The organism is Streptococcus sp. V869, from assembly GCF_054353515.1.
In genome coordinates this window covers 502,725-524,530 of the sequence record NZ_JBTHHW010000001.1, presented here as the reverse complement: position 1 = coordinate 524,530, position 21,806 = coordinate 502,725, and the positions used below count along the sequence as shown (strand labels likewise).

Annotated in this window: 20 protein-coding genes and 1 pseudogene; 18 read left to right on the top strand and 3 right to left on the bottom strand. The window is 38.7% G+C overall.

Translation table 11 applies throughout. From position 1 onward, the window contains the following. Positions 1–3 precede the first annotated feature (3 nt). The 6 genes from ACXYSN_RS02650 to ACXYSN_RS02625 all read left to right on the top strand — a co-directional run bounded on the left by ACXYSN_RS02650 (position 4) and on the right by ACXYSN_RS02625 (position 8,071). Complete coding sequence (locus tag ACXYSN_RS02650; protein WP_458636063.1) at positions 4–693, top strand: sugar phosphate nucleotidyltransferase; 690 nt, start codon at positions 4–6, stop codon at positions 691–693. A gap of 248 nt (positions 694–941) precedes the next feature. After that, the gene (locus tag ACXYSN_RS02645) at positions 942–1,742 is read left to right on the top strand and encodes a dihydroorotate dehydrogenase electron transfer subunit (RefSeq protein ID WP_458636062.1); all 801 of its coding nucleotides are present in this window, start codon (positions 942–944) and stop codon (positions 1,740–1,742) included. A gap of 10 nt (positions 1,743–1,752) precedes the next feature. Further along, positions 1,753–2,688: a dihydroorotate dehydrogenase gene (locus ACXYSN_RS02640; protein WP_458636061.1), complete on the top strand. Its 936-nt coding sequence runs from the start codon at positions 1,753–1,755 to the stop codon at positions 2,686–2,688. A 55-nt stretch (positions 2,689–2,743) separates the two neighbouring features. Continuing rightward, positions 2,744–3,655, top strand: coding sequence for a bifunctional riboflavin kinase/FAD synthetase (locus tag ACXYSN_RS02635; RefSeq protein WP_458636060.1), 912 nt, complete (start codon positions 2,744–2,746; stop codon positions 3,653–3,655). A 191-nt stretch (positions 3,656–3,846) separates the two neighbouring features. Beyond that, positions 3,847–4,773, top strand: coding sequence for a metal ABC transporter solute-binding protein, Zn/Mn family (locus ACXYSN_RS02630; RefSeq protein ID WP_458636059.1), 927 nt, complete (start codon positions 3,847–3,849; stop codon positions 4,771–4,773). Positions 4,774–4,780: 7 nt separating this feature from the next. Beyond that, entirely contained in the window at positions 4,781–8,071 is a 3,291-nt protein-coding gene (locus ACXYSN_RS02625) for a pneumococcal-type histidine triad protein (protein ID WP_458636058.1), read from the top strand. 28 nt (positions 8,072–8,099) lie between these two features. On the opposite strand, the gene pepT is transcribed toward ACXYSN_RS02625, so the two are convergent. The 3 genes from pepT to ACXYSN_RS02610 form a co-directional block, all read right to left on the bottom strand. Next, positions 8,100–9,323, bottom strand: a complete 1,224-nt coding sequence (gene pepT, locus ACXYSN_RS02620) for a peptidase T (protein WP_458636057.1) — start codon at positions 9,321–9,323, stop codon at positions 8,100–8,102. A 22-nt stretch (positions 9,324–9,345) separates the two neighbouring features. Then, a complete protein-coding gene (gene mnmE / locus ACXYSN_RS02615) occupies positions 9,346–10,719 on the bottom strand; it encodes a tRNA uridine-5-carboxymethylaminomethyl(34) synthesis GTPase MnmE (RefSeq protein ID WP_458636056.1) in 1,374 nt (457 codons plus the stop codon). Between the two features lie 113 nt (positions 10,720–10,832). Next, on the bottom strand, positions 10,833–11,015 hold the full coding sequence (locus ACXYSN_RS02610) for a 4-oxalocrotonate tautomerase (RefSeq protein ID WP_001117401.1): 183 nt from the start codon (positions 11,013–11,015) through the stop codon (positions 10,833–10,835). Between the two features lie 123 nt (positions 11,016–11,138). Between ACXYSN_RS02610 and ACXYSN_RS02605 the strand changes: the two genes are divergently transcribed. From ACXYSN_RS02605 to ACXYSN_RS02550, 12 genes and pseudogenes are all read left to right on the top strand, one after another. Continuing rightward, the gene (locus ACXYSN_RS02605; RefSeq protein WP_006149748.1) at positions 11,139–11,729 is read left to right on the top strand and encodes a thymidine kinase; all 591 of its coding nucleotides are present in this window, start codon (positions 11,139–11,141) and stop codon (positions 11,727–11,729) included. After that, positions 11,726–12,805, top strand: coding sequence for a peptide chain release factor 1 (prfA, locus tag ACXYSN_RS02600; RefSeq protein WP_006149747.1), 1,080 nt, complete (start codon positions 11,726–11,728; stop codon positions 12,803–12,805). Before ACXYSN_RS02605 ends, prfA begins: the two co-directional genes overlap by 4 nt. After that, the gene (gene prmC / locus ACXYSN_RS02595) at positions 12,805–13,641 is read left to right on the top strand and encodes a peptide chain release factor N(5)-glutamine methyltransferase (protein ID WP_458636055.1); all 837 of its coding nucleotides are present in this window, start codon (positions 12,805–12,807) and stop codon (positions 13,639–13,641) included. Before prfA ends, prmC begins: the two co-directional genes overlap by 1 nt. Continuing rightward, the gene (locus ACXYSN_RS02590) at positions 13,625–14,227 is read left to right on the top strand and encodes an L-threonylcarbamoyladenylate synthase (protein WP_458636054.1); all 603 of its coding nucleotides are present in this window, start codon (positions 13,625–13,627) and stop codon (positions 14,225–14,227) included. The genes prmC and ACXYSN_RS02590 overlap by 17 nt, the downstream gene beginning before the upstream one ends. Position 14,228: 1 nt before the next feature. Then, positions 14,229–14,675: a GNAT family N-acetyltransferase gene (locus ACXYSN_RS02585; RefSeq protein WP_458636053.1), complete on the top strand. Its 447-nt coding sequence runs from the start codon at positions 14,229–14,231 to the stop codon at positions 14,673–14,675. Next, positions 14,672–15,928 (top strand): serine hydroxymethyltransferase, encoded by a 1,257-nt coding sequence (gene glyA / locus ACXYSN_RS02580; RefSeq protein WP_458636052.1) that lies wholly within the window; start codon positions 14,672–14,674, stop codon positions 15,926–15,928. The genes ACXYSN_RS02585 and glyA overlap by 4 nt, the downstream gene beginning before the upstream one ends. Before the next feature lie 6 nt (positions 15,929–15,934). Further along, a complete protein-coding gene (locus ACXYSN_RS02575; protein WP_458636051.1) occupies positions 15,935–16,909 on the top strand; it encodes a nucleoid-associated protein in 975 nt (324 codons plus the stop codon). Continuing rightward, positions 16,909–17,511, top strand: coding sequence for a lysozyme family protein (locus tag ACXYSN_RS02570; protein ID WP_458636050.1), 603 nt, complete (start codon positions 16,909–16,911; stop codon positions 17,509–17,511). The genes ACXYSN_RS02575 and ACXYSN_RS02570 overlap by 1 nt, the downstream gene beginning before the upstream one ends. 81 nt (positions 17,512–17,592) lie before the next feature. Further along, positions 17,593–18,567, top strand: coding sequence for a DUF1002 domain-containing protein (locus ACXYSN_RS02565; RefSeq protein ID WP_458636049.1), 975 nt, complete (start codon positions 17,593–17,595; stop codon positions 18,565–18,567). A gap of 73 nt (positions 18,568–18,640) precedes the next feature. After that, a complete protein-coding gene (rlmD, locus tag ACXYSN_RS02560) occupies positions 18,641–20,011 on the top strand; it encodes a 23S rRNA (uracil(1939)-C(5))-methyltransferase RlmD (RefSeq protein ID WP_458636048.1) in 1,371 nt (456 codons plus the stop codon). A gap of 256 nt (positions 20,012–20,267) precedes the next feature. Next, positions 20,268–21,019: pseudogene (locus ACXYSN_RS02555) on the top strand (lysostaphin resistance A-like protein). 88 nt (positions 21,020–21,107) lie between these two features. Further along, complete coding sequence (locus ACXYSN_RS02550; RefSeq protein WP_458636047.1) at positions 21,108–21,599, top strand: phosphoribosylanthranilate isomerase; 492 nt, start codon at positions 21,108–21,110, stop codon at positions 21,597–21,599. The last annotated feature ends 207 nt before the right edge of the window (positions 21,600–21,806 follow it).

The following is a 21,806-nucleotide window of genomic DNA, read 5'->3' as shown; positions in this document are numbered from 1 at the left end:
CGCGTGAAAGCGATTATCTTAGCAGCGGGATTGGGAACTCGTTTGAGACCCATGACAGAAAATACTCCCAAAGCCTTGGTACAAGTCAATCAAAAACCTTTGGTTGAATATCAAATTGAATTTTTAAAAGAACGTGGAATTGATGACATTATCATCGTTGTAGGTTATTTAAAAGAACAATTCGACTATCTTAAAGAAAAGTACGGTGTGCGTTTAGTCTTCAACGATAAGTATGCGGATTACAATAACTTTTACTCTCTTTACTTGGTAAAAGAAGAGTTGGCTAACAGCTACGTTATTGATGCTGATAATTATCTTTTCAAGAATATGTTCCGCAATGATATCGAGCGTTCAACATATTTTAGTGTTTATCGTGAAGATTGTGATAATGAGTGGTTCCTAGTTTACGGAGATGATTACAAAGTTCAAGATATCATTGTAGATAGCAAAAATGGACGCATCTTGAGTGGTGTGTCATTCTGGGATGCTCCAACAGCTAAGAAAATTGTTGGGTTCATCGATGAAGCCTATGCAAGTGGCGAGTTTGTTGACCTTTACTGGGACAATATGGTTAAAGATAATATCAAAGAACTAGATGTATATGTAGAAGAGTTAGAAGAAAATTCCATCTACGAAATTGACAGTGTCAAAGATTATCAAAAATTAGAGCAGATTCTATCTTCACAAAAATAAGCAACTTTTATGAACTGATACCTTACCTATTTTTACTTGACTTTTCATGTTTGATACAGTATACTAGTGAAAATTTAACCTTTAAGGGAAGTCCAGAGAGATTCACAAGGTGTCAGAGAAAAGAAGCTACAATGGGAACAAGTAAGCAAGTGCTTATTTGCTACTTTTGTGTAAATATCTTAACTGAAACCTTGCTATTGCAAGGTTTTTCTTTATCTGATTCCCTTAAAATTTAAGGAGGAAAAGTTATGAATCCAAATTGTAGAAAACGCATGGGTGCTATTCGCTTGGAAAATATGAAAGTGATTGTTCAAGAGGAAATCGCACCAGCAATCTTTGAGCTGGTACTTAAAGGAGACATGGTTGAAGCTATGAAAGCTGGACAATTTCTTCATTTACGTGTACCTGATGATGCCCACCTCTTGCGTCGTCCAATTTCAATCTCATCCATAGATAAATCTAAGAAACAATGTCATCTGATTTATCGCATCGAAGGCTCTGGTACAGCTATCTTTTCAACCTTAAAAACTGGTGATAGCTTAGATGTTATGGGACCTCAAGGAAATGGATTTGATTTGTCTGATTTAGACAAGCAGAATCGTGTTCTTCTAGTTGGTGGAGGAATCGGAGTACCACCCTTAATCGAAGTAGCTAAACAACTGTATGAGAGTGGTGTAGAAATTACAACTGTTCTAGGATTTGCTACTAAAGATGCTGTCATTTTGGAAGATGAATTAGCCAAATATAGTAAAGTATTTGTGACGACCGATGATGGCTCTTATGGGATCAAGGGGAATGTCTCAGTTGTGATTAAGGAATTGGACAGTGAATTTGATGCTGTATACTCTTGTGGAGCACCTGGTATGATGAAATACATCAATCAAACCTTTTACGACCATCCAAGAGCCTATCTATCTTTAGAATCACGTATGGCCTGTGGTATGGGGGCTTGCTATGCTTGTGTCCTAAAAGTACCAGATAGTGAAACAGTTAGTCAACGTGTCTGTGAAGATGGACCTGTATTTAAAACCGGAACAGTAGTTTTATAAGGAGAGTGTCATGACTACAAATCGATTACAAGTTTCTCTACCTGGCTTAGAGTTAAAGAATCCTATCATTCCCGCATCAGGCTGTTTTGGTTTTGGTCAAGAGTATGCTAAATACTATGATTTAGATCTCTTAGGGTCTATCATGATTAAAGCAACTACACTTGAGCCACGTTTTGGGAATCCTACTCCAAGAGTGGCAGAAACTCCTGCTGGTATGCTTAATGCTATTGGTCTACAAAATCCTGGTTTAGATGTCGTTCTGTCTGAAAAGTTACCTTGGCTTGAAAGAGAATATCCAAATCTCCCTATCATCGCCAATGTTGCTGGATTTTCAAAACAGGAGTATGCAACCGTTTCTCATGGAATTTCAAAGGCAAATAATGTAAAAGCTATCGAGCTCAATATTTCATGTCCTAACGTTGACCATGGAAATCACGGTCTTTTAATCGGGCAAGACCCAGATTTGACTTTTGATGTGGTTAAAGCAGCTGTAGAAGCGTCAGATGTTCCAGTCTACGTTAAACTAACTCCAAGTGTGACTGATATTGTAACCATAGCGAAGGCAGCAGAAGATGCCGGTGCTAGCGGTCTTACCATGATCAATACTCTTGTTGGTATGCGTTTTGATCTCAAGACAAGAAAACCAATCCTCGCAAATGGAACAGGTGGGATGTCAGGTCCAGCAGTCTTTCCAGTTGCACTTAAATTAATTCGCCAGGTAGCACAAACAACGAGTCTGCCAATTATCGGTATGGGGGGAGTTGATTCAGCTCAAGTTGCCTTAGAAATGTATCTAGCAGGTGCTTCAGCAATCGGTGTCGGAACAGCAAACTTTACAAATCCGTATGCTTGTCCAGATATTATCGAAAATCTGCCAAAAGTTATGGACAAATATAACATCGAAAGTCTGGAACAACTTAGGAAAGAAGTAAAAAGTAGCTTATAGTCTTTTTAAATTCGTAATGTTTTGAATGCCTTCTTCTTTTTGGTATAATATAACTATGATTGTAACAATACCTATTAAAACTGAAAAAGACATTGCAACCCCAGGACCGACTGTCCTAGTATTAGGATATTTTGATGGTATCCACCTAGGGCATCAAAAACTATTTAGTATAGCTGGTGAAATAGCTGCAAAGAAAAGATTAAGCGTTGCCTTAATTACTTTTCATGAATCACCAAAATTAACCTTAAAAGCCTATTCGCCAGAAAATTTGCTTCATATCCTAAATGCGGACGAGCGTGAACGCAAATTTAAACGAGCTGGAGTTGAAAATCTCTATCTGATGGATTTCTCAAGTCGTATTGCTAATATGACAGCGCAAGAGTTCGTAGATAGCTTTGTCAAGGAAGTTAAAACTGATACCATTGTAGTTGGATTTGACTATAGTTTAGGTTCAGATCGAAAATCTGCAGAGGATTTAAAAGAAATCTTCGACGGAGAAGTAGTTGTAGTACCACCTGTAGAAGATGAAAAAGGAAAGATTAGCTCTACTCGTATTCGTCAAGCCATCCTAGAAGGGGATGTGAAAGAAGCTGGGCAATTACTAGGAAGCCCTCTTCCGACAAGAGGAATTGTGGTACATGGTAATGCCCGTGGACGTACAATTGGATATCCCACTGCTAATCTTGTCCTCTTAGACCGTACTTATATGCCAGCAGATGGTGTCTATACTGTTGATATCGAAATCAAGAGAAAACTCTATCGAGGGATGGCAAGTGTCGGTAAGAATGTTACCTTTGATGGAGAAGAAGAGCGCTTTGAAGTCAATATCTTTGATTTTGATGAGGATATTTATGGAGAGACTGTGACCGTCTATTGGTTAACTCGTATCCGAGATATGGTAAAATTTGACAGTGTTGAACAACTGGTCAAACAACTTGAAGAAGATGAAAAAGCTGCAAGAAAATAAAAGAATCAAAAAGTTCGAATGATTGTTCGAGCTTTTTGTTTTGCAAAAGTAGTCGATTAAGAGTCTTAGAGATATTTTTACTATCGGTAAAATTTTGGGAAAAAGCAAAGTTTTAGCTTGACATCTTAAATTTTAAGGAGTAGAATGTTTACTAGTTAATTAAATGGTTAAACACTAGTTAAGGAGTTGTGATGAAACAAAGAAGTGTCCTTTGGTTTATGATTGGTCTTTTTGTTCTGATTTTAGGAGCTTGCGGACAAAAGGGCAATCAAGAAAGCAAGAAAGCTAAGGGAATGAAAATAGTGACCAGTTTTTATCCAGTCTACGCCATGGTTAAAGAGGTTTCTGGTGATTTAAATGATGTTCGGATGATTCAGTCTAGCTCCGGTATTCATTCCTATGAACCATCCGCAAATGATATTGCAGCTATTTATGATGCTGATGTCTTTGTTTATCATTCACATACCTTGGAGTCATGGGCAGGAAGTCTAGATTCTAGCCTACAAAATTCTAAAGTAAAAGTCATAGAAGCGTCTGATGGTATGACCTTGGAGCGTGTGCCTGGCTTGGAAGATATGGAAGCTGGTAAAGGAGTTGACGAGAAAACCTTGTATGATCCTCATACATGGCTTGATCCTGAAAAGGTTGCAGAAGAAGCGCAGATTATTGCTGACAAGTTATCCGAACAGGACAGTGCTAACAAGGAAACTTATCAGAAAAATGCGCAAAACTTCAGTGCAAAAGCTCATGACTTAACCAAGAAATACCAGCCAATCTTTGAAAAATCGGGTCAGAAAACATTTGTAACTCAACACACGGCCTTTTCTTATTTGGCTAAACGATTTGGACTAAATCAACTTGGGATTGCAGGAATATCTCCTGATCAAGAACCAAGCCCAAGACAGTTAACTGAAATCCAAGAGTTTGTCAAGACTTATAAAGTTAAAACTATTTTTACAGAGTCTAATCTTTCTTCTAAAGTTGCGGACACGCTCGTTAAATCAACAGGTGTGAGTCTTAAAACTCTAAATCCTTTAGAGGCTGATCCACAAAATGACAAGTCTTACTTGGAGAATCTTGAAGAAAATATGGCTATCTTAGCACAAGAATTGAAATGAGGAGTTTATGAAAATTAATAAAAAATATTTAGCAGGATCTGCAGTGGTCCTTACCTTAAGTGTCTGCGCTTACGCTTTAAATCAACATCAAGCCCCAGAGAAAAAAGAAAATAACCGTGTTTCTTACGTTGATGGAAAAGAGTCTGAAGCTAAGAAGAATGAATCTTTGACACCAGACCAAGTTAGCAAGAAGGAAGGTATAGAAGCTGAGCAAATTGTTACGAAGATTACGGACCAAGGATATGTAACTTCCCACGGCGACCATTTTCATTTTTACAATGGTAAGGTACCATATGATGCCATTTTTAGCGAAGAGTTAGTCATGAAAGATCCAAACTATCAGTTGAAAGATGAAGATATTGTTAATGAGATTAAGGGTGGATACATTATCAAGGTGGATGGGAAATACTATGTCTACTTGAAGGATGCTAGTCATGCAAATAATATACGTACCAAAGAGCAAATTGAGCGCCAAAAACAAGAACATACTTCAGATCAAACTAGTGTAAGCACTGAAGTTCTTTCTGCTAGAGCACAAGGTCGATACACAACCGACGATGGGTATGTCTTTAATCCTTCGGATATCATAGAGGATACAGGTGATGCATTTATCGTTCCTCACGGAGGTCATTATCATTACATTCCTAAGAGTGATCTGTCAGCGGGTGAATTAGCTGCCGCAAAAGCTTATTTATCTGGCAATAGTTCAGCTCTCAGTCAACCCTTGTCACTGACACCGAATAATGGTGTTTCTGCAGCAGATGATGGTTATGTCTTTAACCCTAATGATATTGTCAGAGATACTGGCGATGCTTATATCGTACGACATGGGGACCACTATCACTATATCCCTAAATCATCTCTTAACAATCATCAAGCACAATCTAACACTCCAAGCTTAGAAAGTCCTTCTAATTCTACACCAAATAATCCGTTACCACATGTTCACCATGAAGAAGAGGAACACGATCATGGTTTTGATGCAAATAGAATTATAAGTGAAGATTCAGAAGGTTTTGTCATGAGTCATGGAGATCACAATCATTACTTCTTTAAGAAAGATTTGACACCTGAGCAAATCAAGGCAGCACAAGATCATTTGAAAGCTAAGTCACCAGTGACACCAAGTCCAAGTCATGAGGACCATGATGAAGATGAGCATGACCACCATCATGGTGAAGACCATGATCACGGCTTTGATGCGGATAGAGTCATCAGCGAAGATGCAGCTGGCTTTATCATGAGTCATGGTGATCACAATCATTACTTCTTTAAAAAAGATTTATCCCCTGATCAAATTAAGGCTGCCCAAGATCACTTGTACGGCAATAAACATTCAGAAACTAGCCCAGATAACCACAGTAGTAAACCAGAAGAACACCATCATGATAACCATGGAAACCATCATGAAGAAGAACATGATCATGGCTTTGCAGTTGATCGAGTGATCAGTGAAGATGAAAAAGGATTTGTTGTTTCTCATGGAGATCATAATCACTATTTCTTTAAAAAAGATTTGACGCAAGATCAGATTAAAGCTGCTCAAGAACATTTGCATAGACACCATCAGGCAGAGCCTGTAAAACCTCTTGCCAAGACTGTTGAAAGTTTCTCTCGAGATGCTAGCGATGAAGAAAAGATGGCTTATATCTCTAAAACCTATGGTGTTCCGCTTGAAGCGATCCGAATTTCAAATGGATTCTTTGTATTCGGAAATCCAGACCAGGCTTATGACCCAACTCACATTCACCCTTATGCGGTTCGAAAGGAACACGTTCGAATTCCGCTTCAAACAGGTGATGCAGAGCTTGATTTTCTAAACGAACTTTATACAACTGCACTTCGTGACGGTGTTTCTCCTTATAGCTTACAGGTTGAAAATGGTAGTTTTGTTATCCCTCATGGCGACCATAACCATTACATTAAAGTTCAGACTAAAGGTTATGAAGTTGCTTTGAAACATAAGATTCCTGCCTTGCAATCCAACTACCAACCAGGATCTTTTGATGAAGTTACTGTCCAAAATAAGGTTGATCAACTTCTAGCAGAAAGTCGTGAAGTTTACAAGGATAAACCAATTCAACAAAGACAGATTGAGCTTGCCTTGGGACAATTCTCTGAAAATATGAAGAAGCTCTCAACAAACTCTACAGCTGGTTATCTAGCTGCTTTAGATCTATTTGACAAGCAGTATATCCATGTTGATGCTAGCGTAAAACCAACAGAAATCAGTCCTTTAGACAAGAAATATCAAGCTTTAGTAGATAAGATTAATACCTTGGATACAGATGCATATGGACTTCCTAAGAAGGATCTCTTGACTCAGCTTCAGGAAAACAAATTGGCTCAAGATGAGGCTGGTTTAGATGCAGTAGAAGCAAAACTAGAAGCTCTTCAAGACTTTAATGATCGAACTGGAGTTACAACAGTTGAGTACATTAAGTATTTCTATCAACATTTATCTGATAATCACTTAAATGACACTCTTAGAAATAAAGTTGCTAACTTAACTTGGACACTTTATCAATCACAATCCTTCCTTAAGGCGACTGACTTAAACAAACTATTCCCAGATATCTATCAAACAAAACTGGAAGTTGAAGAAGCTCTGAAGAATGAACCTGGAACAAGTAAGCCTTCTGAAACAATCTTAGATACAGAAAAAGTGGATGGCCATAGTGCAAAAACTGCAGTCTATGAGTTTTTGAAAGGTTTGTATGATGATATTAAGCCTGAGGAACAAAGCAATCATGTTCGAAAAGCTCAAGTAGAAGGACTCTTAACGAAAGCTGATGAATTAGTTGCTCAAGTCAAAGAAGAAGGCGTAAAAGCTTCACTCGCTGACGAAGTGAAAAATCTGAAAGCTGCTCTAGATAAAGAGGACGTAGACCTTGATGAATTAAACACGCAAGTCCAAGATCTTATAAAACGAATTTCTCAAACCATTCAGACTGAACGTGAGAATGATAATCAAGACCCAGAGGTTTTGGTTCTCTATCAAAAATTATATAATGGAGTCCTTGCCCTTCATACTTATTTGGAAATGAATAATGGTTCTGATGCGGACTTTGAAAAAGTAGACGCCTTGTTTGATAAATTATCTGCTGCAAGCAAAGACAAACAAGCTCTTCTAGCACTTGCGCAAGAAATTGTCTCATTAAACCAAGAACTTCAATCTAAAGCTAAGCCGGGTGAAGCAAGTTCTGAAACAACTAGCAAACAAGTAAGCGACAAACAGACTGAATCAAGCAATCCAACGACTAGTTCTCCGGAAACGACAGAGAAAGAAGTCAACTAAAAAAGAAGTAGCAAAGCTACTTCTTTTTTTAGTCTTTATAAGATACAATTCCAATGATTGTATCAACTGCACGCTCCATAGTTTGGAGGCTGACGTATTCAAAACGTCCGTGCATATTCTCGCCACCAGCGAAGATATTTGGAGTAGGAATTCCCATGAAGGAAATCTTAGAACCGTCAGTTCCACCACGAATAGGCTCGATAATTGGTGTAATATCAAGACTTTCCATCACTGATTTAGCGATTGTTACTGGCGTCATATCTTTTTCTATGACTTCTTTCATATTGTAGTATTGGTCTGTCAAAGTCAGGGTTACACGATCACTGCCAAGTTCTTGGTTCATCTTATCAGCAATAGCTTGCATAGTGGCTTTGCGTGCTTCGAAGTTTTCTTTTTCAAAGTCACGAATGATATAGCTAGCACGCGCTTCCTCGACAGTACCAGTGACATCCATGAGATGGTAGAAACCTTGGTAACCATCAGTCAATTCAGGTCGGTCACCAGCTGGAAGTTGGTTATGGAAGTCAATTGCCAACTGAAGGGCGTTAACCATTTGTCCCTTAGCAGTTCCTGGGTGTACATTACGACCTTGGAAGTGAAGTTCAGCACCGGCAGCTGAGAAAGTTTCGTATTGAAGTTCACCAAGAGGTCCACCGTCAACTGTATAAGCAAAGTCAACATTGAAGTCCTCTGCGTCAAATTTATTGGCGCCGACGCCGATTTCTTCATCTGGTCCGAAGCCAACACGGATTTCGCAGTGCTTAATTTCAGGATGAGCGTTCAAGTATTCGATAGCTGTCATGATTTCAGCGATACCAGATTTGTCGTCAGCACCGAGAAGTGTAGTTCCATCAGTAGTAATCAAAGTTTGGCCTGGATATTTCTCTAGGCTCTTGAAATCTGCTGGATCAAGTTTGAAACCAGAAGCGCCAAGTTCGATAGCCCCACCGTCGTAATTTTCAATAACCTGAGGATTGACGCCTTCAGCATTAAAATCAGCTGTATCCATGTGGGAGATAAAACCAATCTTACGAGTCAAACCAGGGTCGTTAGCTGGTAGAGTACCGATAGCAAAACCGTTTGGCAAATAATAGACATTTTGCAAACCGACACGCTTCATCTCTGGGATGAGGACATTAGTCGCAAAGTCAACTTGACTCTGAGTGCTTGGTGTAGTAGTAGAATTTTCGTCTGAACGTGTGTTAACCTTAACATAAGTTAAAAAACGCTCTAGTAATGTAGGGTATTTCATCATAACTCCTTTTTATAATTTTTTATTTACCTAAACAAAATTGACTAAATAACTGGGTGATGAGTTCGTCTGGAGCAGCATCTCCGGTGATTTCCCCAAGAATTTCCCAGGTGCGGGTCAAATCAACTTGAAGCAAATCAACTGGCATTCCCAGTTCAAGTCCTTCATTAACTGCTTGCAGACTTTCAACTGCCTTTTCAATTAATGAAATATGTCGAGCGTTGGATAGATACGTAGCATCTTGTTCGACCAAGCCAGCATTTTCAAAGAAGAGGTTGTTAATCCGTTCTTCAATCTTATCAATGTTTTGATTTTTAAGGACTGATATGCGGATGACATCATCTGGAAGTTCGGTAGTTTCAATAGCTTCTGGTAAATCTGTCTTGTTAAGAAGAATAATACGGTTGGTATCTTGACTAATTTCAAGAAGTTGTCTATCTTGAGTAGTTAGAGGCTCGCTAGCATTTAAGACAAGGAGTACCAAGTCAGCTTCCTTAAGAGCTTTTTTCGAGCGTTCAACACCGATTTGCTCAACAATATCATCCGTCTCACGAATACCTGCAGTATCAATCAATTTTAGAGGAACCCCGTTAATGTTGACGTATTCTTCGATGACATCGCGCGTAGTACCCGCAATATCGGTTACGATAGCCTTGTCTTCACGAAGGAGATTGTTGAGAAGACTGGATTTCCCAACGTTTGGACGACCAATGATGGCTGTTGAAATTCCTTCTCGGAGAATCTTCCCACGACGTGCCGTTTTTAAGAGATTGGTTAAGAGGTGTTCAAATTCTAAAGTTTTTTCACGGATTACAGCAGTAGTAGCCTCTTCCACATCGTCATACTCAGGATAGTCGATATTAACCTCAACTTGTGCCAGAGTATTGAGAATCTCTTGGCGCGTATTGTTAATGAGCTCAGAAAGGGAGCCATCTAACTGCTTGACCGCAATATTCATGGCTTTGTCTGTCTTGGCGCGGATGATATCCATAACGGCCTCAGCTTGAGTCAAGTCTACGCGACCGTTGAGGAAGGCACGTTTAGTAAACTCACCAGGTTCAGCCAACCGAGCCCCTTCACGGATAGCCAGTTGTAGAATTTCATTAGTTACGGCGATTCCACCGTGGGTATTAATTTCAATAATATCCTCACGAGTGAAGGTCTTTGGAGATTTCATAGCACCAACCATGACCTCGTCCATAACCTTTCCTGTCTGAGGATCAACGATGTGTCCGTAGTTTAGAGTATGGCTAGCAACCTTACTCAAATCCTTGCCTTTAAAAATTTTCTGGGCGATCGTAAAACTATCCGTTCCGCTTAAACGAACAATCCCAATAGCCCCTTCACCAAGCGGAGTCGAGATGGCTGCGATGGTATCAAATTCACGTGTAATCATTTCATTTCCTTTTTACAATATATATACAAATATCACTTAAGATTGTAACAAAATATAGTGTTTTATTCAACGAATGCCACTTATAAAGAAAAGCCTAAGCAAATTGCTTAAGCTTACTTAGTGCGCATTTCACCTTGTGGGAAATAAGTTCCTTCAGGCATATCGTTAATAATAACGTGAACAGCTGACTGAGGTGCTCCTGTGTTACGAACAACAGCTTCTGTTACTTCCTTAGCTAGGGCTTTCTTTTGCTCTAGAGTGCGTCCTTCAAATAAATCAATGCGTACAAATGGCATAATTGCGTCCTCCACTAGTTATTTGATTTCTTCTATTTTACCACATTTTGTCATTTAAAGCTTTGAGAAATTATGGTATACTAGAATATAGCAAAAATTTAGAAATGGACGTGAAATAGAAGCATGGCACAGTTGTATTATCGTTATGGGACCATGAACTCTGGAAAAACCATCGAGATTCTCAAGGTAGCCTATAACTACGAGGAGCAAGGAAAAGGAGTTGTGATTATGACTTCAGCTCTGGATACGCGTGACGGTGTTGGCTATGTTTCAAGTCGCATTGGGATGAAAAGACCAGCAATTACTATTGACGAAACAACAGATATCTTTGGATTTATACGAGATTTACCTGAAAAACCTTACTGTGTACTTGTCGATGAAGCCCAGTTTTTAAAACGTCACCATGTTTACGACCTAGCTCGTGTTGTTGATGAGTTAGACATACCTGTTATGGCATTTGGTTTAAAAAATGACTTTCGTAATGAGCTGTTTGAAGGTTCTAAACACCTCTTGCTCTTAGCAGATAAGATTGATGAAATCAAGACCATCTGTCAGTATTGTAAGAAAAAAGCGACTATGGTCTTGCGTACGCAGGACGGACTGCCTGTTTATGATGGTGAACAAATCCAGATTGGTGGAAATGAAACCTATATCTCAGTTTGCCGTAAACATTATTTTGCCCCTGAAATCAATAAGGAGAATAAGAAAGAATGAATATCTATGATCAACTACAAGCAGTAGAAGACCGTTATGAAGAATTGGGAGAATTGCTGAGTGACCCTGATGTGGTCTCTGATACCAAACGTTTTATGGAGCTTTCAAAAGAAGAAGCTTCTACTCGTGATACCGTTACAACCTACCGTGAATACAAACAAGTTCTTCAAAACATTGTCGACGCTGAGGAAATGATTAAGGAATCAGGTGGAGATGCGGATTTGGAAGAAATGGCCAAGCAAGAATTAAAAGACGCAAAGGCTGAAAAAGAAGAGTACGAAGAAAAACTGAAAATCTTGCTCCTTCCTAAAGATCCAAACGATGATAAGAACATTATCCTAGAAATCCGTGGTGCAGCTGGTGGAGATGAAGCAGCTCTCTTCGCTGGAGATCTTCTAACTATGTACCAAAAGTATGCTGAAGCCCAAGGTTGGCGCTTTGAAGTCATGGAAGCTTCTATGAATGGTGTTGGTGGTTTTAAAGAAGTGGTTGCCATGGTATCAGGTCAGTCTGTTTACTCTAAACTTAAGTACGAATCAGGTGCCCACCGTGTTCAACGTGTCCCTGTGACAGAAAGCCAAGGTCGTGTACACACTTCAACAGCGACTGTCCTTGTCATGCCTGAAGTGGAAGAGGTAGAATATGATATTGATCCAAAAGACCTTCGTGTAGATATTTACCACGCATCTGGTGCTGGTGGACAGAACGTCAACAAGGTTGCGACAGCCGTTCGTATCGTTCACTTACCAACTAATATCAAGGTTGAGATGCAGGAAGAACGTACCCAGCAGAAGAATCGTGAGAAGGCCATGAAGATCATTCGTGCACGTGTGGCAGACCACTTTGCTCAGATTGCCCAAGATGAGCAAGATGCTGAACGTAAGTCTACTATCGGTACTGGTGACCGTTCAGAGCGTATTCGTACATATAACTTCCCACAGAACCGTGTGACAGACCACCGTATTGGCTTGACGTTACAAAAACTTGACACAATTCTAGCTGGTAAATTAGATGAAGTTGTAGATGCCTTGGTTCTTTACGACCAAACACAAAAATTGGAAGAATTAAACAAATAATGAAATTAGCTCAAATATTTAAAGATTTTGAGGAAAAGTTAATAGCACAAGGAGAGGAAGCAGAAAGCCTCTCTTTTGTCTATCGTAGCTTAAAAAATCTCTCTTTTACAAACTTTGTCTTTGCTCTCCAGCAAGAGGTAACTGAGGAAGATAAACACTTCGTAGAAGAAATTTACACAAAACTGGCAAATCATATACCTGCCCAGTACATTATAGGTCATGCTGAATTCTTTGGGATGCAGTTAAAAGTAGATGAGCGGGTTTTGATTCCTCGACCTGAAACAGAAGAGTTGGTGGAGCTTATCCTAGCTGAAAATCCTAATGGAAATCTCAAGGTCTTGGATATTGGTACAGGAAGTGGTGTAATTGCCCTTTCTTTAGCTAAAAATAGAGCAGATTGGTCAGTCACAGCTGCTGATATTTCACAAGATGCATTAGACCTAGCAACGGAGAATGCAAGGAGTTTAGATTTAGAAATCACATTTATCAAATCTGACTGTTTCTCCGAAATTTCTTCAAAATATGATATAATTGTATCCAATCCACCATACATTTCTCGAGCAGATGAGGAAGAAGTTGGTTTGAATGTTCTGCATTCAGAGCCACATTTAGCCCTTTTTGCAGACGAGGAAGGTCTAGCGATCTATCGCAGAATCGCAGAAGAATCAAAGGACTATCTAAATGACGGTGGTAAGATTTATCTTGAAATTGGCTACAAACAAGGTCAAAGTGTACCCGCTCTCTTTATGGAAAATCTTCCTGAGAAACGAGTTCGAACGCTCAAAGACCAATTTGGCCAAGATAGGATGGTTGTCATTGATGATGGAGAAAATTAAGCAAGAGTTGGAAAAGGGTGGAGCAGTAGTTTTGCCGACTGAAACAGTTTATGGCCTCTTTGCAAAAGCGCTAGATAAAAAAGCTGTTGATCATGTCTACCAGCTTAAAGGTCGTCCAAGAGACAAGGCACTCAATCTCAATGTCGCAAGTCTAGACGATATCTTGAACTTTTCTAAGAATCAGCCACCTTATTTACAAAAACTTGTTGAAAGTTTTTTGCCAGGCCCATTGACCATTATCCTAGAAGCTAATGACAAGGTTCCTGACTGGGTTAATTCAGGATTGATGACAGTGGGATTTCGGATGCCGAGTCATCCTGTAACTCTGGAGTTGATTCGTGAGTTTGGCCCCCTAATCGGACCTTCTGCCAATCTCTCAGGCCAATCAAGTGGAGTTAGCTTTAAAGAAATTTTAAAAGACTTTGGGCAAGAGGTTCTGGGATTCGAAGATGATGCTTTTTTAACAGGTCAAGATTCGACTATTTTAGACTTATCTGGCGACAAGGTGAAGATTCTACGCCAAGGATCCATCACCCGACAAGATATTCTCGCAATGATACCAGGAATCCCTTTTGAGGAGGTATGATATGCTACGTGATATAAAAACAGTAGATGTTAAAGCGATTTGTGTCATTAACAAAGAAGCGCTAGGTTATGCTTTTAGTCCAGAGGAAACGGCTGGTCAACTAGCTAAGTTGTCTCAAGACCCCCATCACTTCCTATTAGGTTTTGAAGATTCAACCAGCCATGACTTACTTGGTTATGTTCATGCTGAGGTTTATGAATCCCTTTATTCAAAACCAGGTTTTAATATCCTGGCTTTAGCTGTTTTACCTCAAACACAAGGTAAAGGAATCGGTAAAACATTGCTTGAAGGATTAGAACAGGAAGCAGAAAAACGTGGCTATAACTTTATTCGCTTAAATTCTGCAGACCATCGTACAGGTGCGCATGCATTTTATGAAAGAGTTGGTTATACCTGCGATAAAATGCAGAAACGATTCATTAAATTAATAAAAGGAGAAGACCTATGATTTTTGACAAAGATGATTTTAAAGCCTATGACGCGGATCTTTGGAATGCCATTGCCAAAGAAGAGGAACGCCAACAAAATAATATTGAATTAATTGCTTCAGAGAACGTAGTTTCTAAAGCTGTTATGGCTGCTCAAGGGTCTATCTTGACTAATAAATACGCCGAAGGTTATCCAGGACGTCGTTATTACGGTGGAACTGATGTAGTAGATATTATCGAAACTCTAGCTATCGAACGTGCGAAGGAGATTTTTGGAGCAAAGTTTGCTAATGTACAACCCCACTCAGGAAGTCAAGCCAACTGTGCAGCATACATGGCTTTGATTGAGCCAGGTGATACAGTTATGGGAATGGATTTGGCTGCAGGTGGTCATCTGACTCACGGGGCTCCTGTAAGCTTCTCAGGTCAAACCTACAACTTTGTTTCATACAGCGTTGATCCTGAAACAGAACTCTTGGACTTTGATGTCATCTTGAAACAAGCCCAAGAAGTAAAACCAAAACTAATTGTTGCTGGTGCTTCAGCCTATTCTCACATTATTGATTTTTCTAAATTCCGTGAAATCGCAGATGCAGTCGGTGCTAAGCTTATGGTAGATATGGCTCACATTGCTGGTTTGGTTGCTGCTGGTCTTCATTCAAGTCCAGTACCATACGCCCATATCACTACAACAACGACCCACAAAACCCTTCGTGGTCCGCGTGGTGGTTTGATTTTGACTAACGACGAAGAGCTTGCTAAGAAAATTAATTCAGCTATTTTCCCGGGTATCCAAGGTGGTCCTTTAGAGCATGTTGTTGCTGCTAAGGCTGTTGCCTTCAAAGAAGTCTTGGATCCAGCCTTCAAGGAATATGCTGCTAATGTCATCAAGAACAGTAAGGCTATGGCTGAAGTATTCCTGAAAGATCCTGATTTCCGTATTATCTCTGGTGGCACTGAAAACCACCTCTTCCTAGTGGATGTCACTAAGGTTGTAGAAAGTGGAAAAGTAGCTCAAAATTTGCTGGATGAAGTTAATATTACCCTAAATAAGAACTCTATCCCTTATGAAACCTTGTCACCATTTAAGACTAGTGGTATTCGTATCGGAGCGGCAGCAATTACTGCTCGTGGTTTTGGTGAAAAAGAAAGCCATCAAGTTGCTGAACTTATCATTAAAGCCCTTAAGAATGCAAAAAACGAAGCTGTCTTAGAAGAAGTGAGAAGTGCAGTAAAATCCTTGACAGATGCCTTCCCATTATACGAGGACTAATATTTTATGGATATTTATATTAAGAAAGCCATCATCCATCAGTTCAGCCCTGATGACACAGAGTTGCTCCTAGCGGATAAGTTTCTCAATATCACTCCTAAAATCGAGGAATACTTGCGTAAAAAAGTGGAGCGTGTGTATTCGGATGATGCCAAAACTGGTATTTTTGAAGAGGATAATCCTTTTTTCAATCACATCACAGAAGATTTAATGGAAACATCTGTTACAATTGCTAATCTCTGGAAAGAGGAATTCTCTGTATCTGAAAACCAAAAGACTAATGACTTGGTTTTTGTCCAGTTTTCAAAAGAGGGGGTAGACCACTTTGCCTTTCTTCGAATTGCATTGCTTGAAACCTTGACACACTTGGGAGGCGAGGTTGACAATCCAATCAAACTAACTCAAAATAACTTACCTGGGTTTGGAACAGGAGCAGATGAAGCCCTGGTTGTTAATCTTCAAAGTCGCAAGTATCACTTGATTGAAAAACGCATCAAGTATAATGGAGCCTTTTTAAACTATTTTTCTGAGAATCTTATCCAAGCACAACCAAAGATTTCACCTAAGAAATCCATTAAGGAACTAGAAAAAACGGCTCAAAAGATTGCCGAAACCTTTAACACAGATGATTTTCAATTTCAATCTAAAGTTAAATCAGCGATTTTCAATAATATCGAAGAGAATAATGAGCTCTCTCCAGAGAAATTAGCCAATGATCTTTTTGACAATAATCTTACTGCTCGACTTAGCTTCATTGACCAGGTTAAAGAAGCAGTACCAGAGCCAGTACAGTTTGATGAGATTGATGCCAGTCGTCAGTTAAAGAGATTTGAGAATCAGAAACTTTCCTTGTCAAACGGAATTGAACTCATCGTACCAAACAATGTCTATCAAGATGCGGAATCAGTTGAGTTCATTCAAAACGATAATGGAACCTATTCTATCTTAATCAAAAACATCGAGGATATACAAAATAAATAATGTTTAAATTTATACGAAGAATGCTGGTACTAGCAGTCTTCCTTTTCGCTGGATATAAAGCTTATCTGATTCGTCAGGATGTCAAACAAGTCATGACCTACCAACCCATGGTTCGTGAAATCTTGAATGAAAGAGATACCCCAGCAAACGAAGAGCTTGTGCTCGCCATGATTTATACAGAAACTAAGGGTAAAGAAGGAGACGTGATGCAGTCAAGTGAATCTGCTAGTGGCTCTACTGATACCATAAACGATAATGCAAGTAGTATTCGGCAAGGGGTTCAAACCTTGACAGAAAATCTCTATCTAGCTCAAGAAAAAGGAGTGGATGTCTGGACAGCCATTCAAGCTTATAACTTTGGACCTGCTTATATCGATTTTATCGCCCAGAATGGGAAAAAGAATACTCTTGTACTAGCTAAGCAATACTCCAGAGATACAGTTGCACCTATATTAGGAAATACAACAGGTAAAACCTATCGCTACATCAATCCCATTTCTATTTTTCAAGGTGGAGAACTTTATGTCGATGGGGGAAACTATTATTACTCTAGACAGGTTCAAGTAAATCTCTATATCATGAAAATTTTTAATCTATTTTAAGCATCTAGAAATTCTAGGTGCTTTTATAAGTTTTCTTTAAGGATACTTTAATATGCTAGAATGGAAAAGGAGGAACGTCTCATGCGAAAGAAATTCTTTCTGACGAGTGCTGCAGTTCTTTTGGCGGTTGCAACATTGCAAAACGTTCAAGCAGCTACTGATGTTCAAAAAGTAATTGATGAAACTTATGTTCAACCTGAGTATGTCTTGGGTTCTTCACTAACAGAAGATCAAAAAAATCAAACACTTAAAAAACTAGGCTATGATGCCTCTAAAGATACTAAAGACTTGAAAACCATGACACCAGATGTCTACTCAAAAATTATGAATGTCGCCAACGACTCTAGTCTTCAACTTTATTCATCAGCGAAAATTCAAAAATTAGGAGATAAATCTCCACTTGAAGTCAAGATTGAAACACCTGAAAATATCACAAAAGTAACCCAAGACATGTACCGTAATGCGGCTGTTACCTTAGGTGTCGAGCACGCGCGTATCACCGTTGCGGCACCAATTCCTGTAACAGGGGAAAGTGCTTTAGCAGGGATTTACTATTCCCTTGAGTCTAATGGTGTAAAATTACCTCAAGAAAATAAAGACTTGGCTCAGGAAGAGCTCAAGGCCTTGTCAGACATTAACGATGAAAACAAGGACAAATCAGGATTCGATGCCAATAAACTGAACGTTGCACTTGCTGATATCAAGGCTGCAGTCGCTAAGGCTAAAGAGTCCAAAGGTGAACTTACAGAAGATGATGTTCGTAAAATTGTCGAAGATACTTTAAAAAACTACAAACTGGATCAAGTTGTTACAGGCAATCAGGTCAATGTCATCATTAACTTTGCCTTCAATCTTTCTAAGAGCGATATTCTTAATAACGAAGACTTTACTAAGACGCTAAAAGATCTGAAACAAAGTATAGTTGCTCAAGCAGGTGACAGTTTCAGCAATATCGATCTTAACTTTGATGCCAATAAAGCTATTCAAGACGGTGGCAATATCCTTAGCTCTATTTGGCAAGCCATTCTTGATTTCTTCAAGAGTTTTGGTGCTTAGGTCAATTCATGGTATAATAGATGGTAACAGGATTGTTGCCGTCTTTTTTGTCGGCTTATAGAAAGTGAAACATATGTTAAAGAAAAATGATATTGTAGAAGTTGAGATTGTCGATTTGACCCATGAGGGAGCTGGCGTTGCCAAGGTAGATGGCTTGGTCTTTTTTGTAGAGAATGCTCTACCGACTGAAAGAATCCTTATGCGTGTCCTTAAAGTTAATAAAAAGATTGGTTTTGGTAAGGTCGAGGAGTATCTCGTTCAGTCACCTCATCGTAACCAAGATTTAGATTTGGCTTACTTGCGTTCAGGGATTGCTGACTTGGGTCATCTTGCTTATCCAGAGCAACTTAAGTTTAAAACTAAACAAGTAAAAGATAGTCTTTATAAGATTGCTGGTATCAGGGATGTAGAGGTTGCTGATACTCTTGGTATGGAAAATCCTATCAAGTATCGTAACAAGGCTCAGGTTCCTGTACGTAGAGTAAATGGTGTTCTAGAAACTGGTTTCTTCCGTAAGAATTCTCACGACCTTATGCCGTTGGAAGATTTTTACATTCAGGAACCAGTCATTGACCAGGTTATTCTTGCATTACGTGATTTACTCCGTCGATATGACTTGAAGCCTTATGATGAGAAGGAACAGTCTGGCTTGATTCGTAACCTTGTTGTGCGTCGTGGCTATCATTCAGGTCAAATCATGGTTATTTTGGTGACAACTCGTCCTAAAATTTTCCGTGTGGAACAGTTGATTGAACAATTGATTAAGCAATTTCCAGAAATTGTGTCTGTTATGCAGAATATCAATGACCAGAATACCAATGCGATTTTCGGGAAAGAATGGTGTATACTTTATGGTCAAGACTACATTACCGATCAAATGTTGGGCAATGATTTCCAAATCTCAGGTCCCGCCTTTTACCAGGTCAATACAGAAATGGCAGAGAAGCTTTATCAGAGAGCCATTGATTTTGCGGAGTTAAGAGAAGACGATGTGGTGATCGATGCCTACTCAGGAATCGGAACTATTGGCTTATCTGTCGCTAAGCATGTTAAGGAAGTTTATGGTGTCGAAGTTATCCCCGAAGCAGTTGAAAATAGCCAGAAGAACGCAGAGTTGAACGGTATCACCAATGCCCACTATGTCTGTGACACAGCTGAAAATGCCATGAAGAATTGGCTCAAAGAAGGCATCCAACCAACTGCCATCCTAGTTGACCCTCCACGCAAGGGCTTGACCGAAAGCTTTATCAAAGCAAGCGCCCAAACAGGAGCTGACCGTATCGCCTATATCTCCTGTAATGTTGCCACCATGGCGCGTGATATCAAACTCTACCAAGAGTTGGGCTATGAATTGAAGAAAGTCCAGCCGGTGGATCTTTTTCCGCAGACGCATCATGTTGAGGCAGTGTCACTGCTTGTACGAGCTGAGACATCAGCGAAGTAGAAGCAGATATTCTACCCATGGGATAGCTGTCGTAGAGTAAGGAGTTTACGACGAAACGATACGGTTATAGGGAACCGCCGAGTGTGTAGCTTTGCTCGTAAAAGCCTAGAAAGCTTGGTATGAATCAATAATGAAAAGCCTTGATTGTAAGGCTTTTTTTGTGTTTTTGTGATAGAATATAGGTAGTTATAATCGACAGCAACTAAGAAGCAGTAACAAATATTACATATAAAATAATCAAAATAAGGGCAATAAAATGACAGAAATTGACAAAAAGAATTTAAAAAATTATCTTTATTGTACATTTGGAATTACTTATATATCTTGGGGGATTCTTGCCATCTTTACTCAATCTCATATTTTGGGATTAGAAACAATTATAGGAAGAATATTACATATAGTAGGTGCACTTGGACCAGCTATTGCAAGTGGCTTTTATTTGAAAAGGAATAATATAAAATTTAAACATTTTGTATTTAGTAAGAAAGGAAATAGTAGTATTTATTTCATTATTCATTTGTTAGCAATTTTGATACTATTTTCTGTATCTTCCTTAGAATTAAATGGAGTATCCATTTATCTGATGCTATTATTTTTTATACAACTAATTTTTTTGGTGGTGGACATGAAGAATTAGGATGGAGAGGAATATTACAGCCCTTACTTGATATAAAATATACTTATTGGCAATCTAATTTGATTGTAGGATCAATTTGGGGAATATGGCATCTGCCTTTATGGTTTATAGTTGGAGAAAGTCATCAAGGATTTCCTTTCATTTTATTTTTTATATATACATTATTTTTAAGTTTTGTTTTAGGGCTTCTTTACCGTCAAACGAAATCTGTGGGATACTGTATATTATTTCATGCGTTCGCAAATTTGTTAAATCTCTATTTTGTGTTAAAGATTAATGTTATTTTTATTATCATTTTTATTGCTTATTTAATTTATACAATATTGGCGAGTAATAGAATTAGTAAGGAAAAGAATTTATATCCAAAATAACAGGATATACTCTAGAAAATGAAGATGATTTTGTTCACGGTAATAAAGTAGGAATAACGAACATTTAGATGAAAGGTTTAGAGTAAACATGAGTCTCTTATTTAAAGAATTTAAAACCATTTGTTTCCATTTAAATCGAGTCGGAATTACACCGACACTGATGGGGTCTTTGGGATTGGAGTTTAGAACGAAAGAAAATTGGGGGCCGTCTGACATTGACATTCATGTACCTGGTGACCCTAGAGGTTGGGAAGCACCTGACCATCTCAGAATTTATGACTGGGACAAGATAATGAAAGTGATGAAAGACTTAGGCTACGTCTTAATAGATATTCATGAGCATGAATTCCAAAAGGATAGAGAGAGTGTTGAATTTGGAAGTATCGATTCCTTACTTGATTTTGCAGGAGTTTCGGAATCGGATATAGAGCTTATTCACATTGAAGGCATCACTTTTCGTCTTCCAAGTCTGGAGCAGTATCTAAGTATTTACAAAGCTTCTTCTCAAGACTCCTATCGAAATGATCACAATAACAATAAGGATTTTAAAAAGATCGAGTGGCTGGAAAGACATTTGTAAATTATCATATGAAAAGTAGTAAGTTGTAAAACTGGCTGCTATGTTATTTTTTTATAATTTTTGTTGGTTATTTAATTTATACGATATTGGCTAGTAATAGAATTTGTGAGGAAAAATGGTTTTAAATGTTAGATAAGGATATCCATTATTGAATGTGACGATTGGCCAATTTAGATGATTATTGTTAGAGAATTTTCTATTGTAATG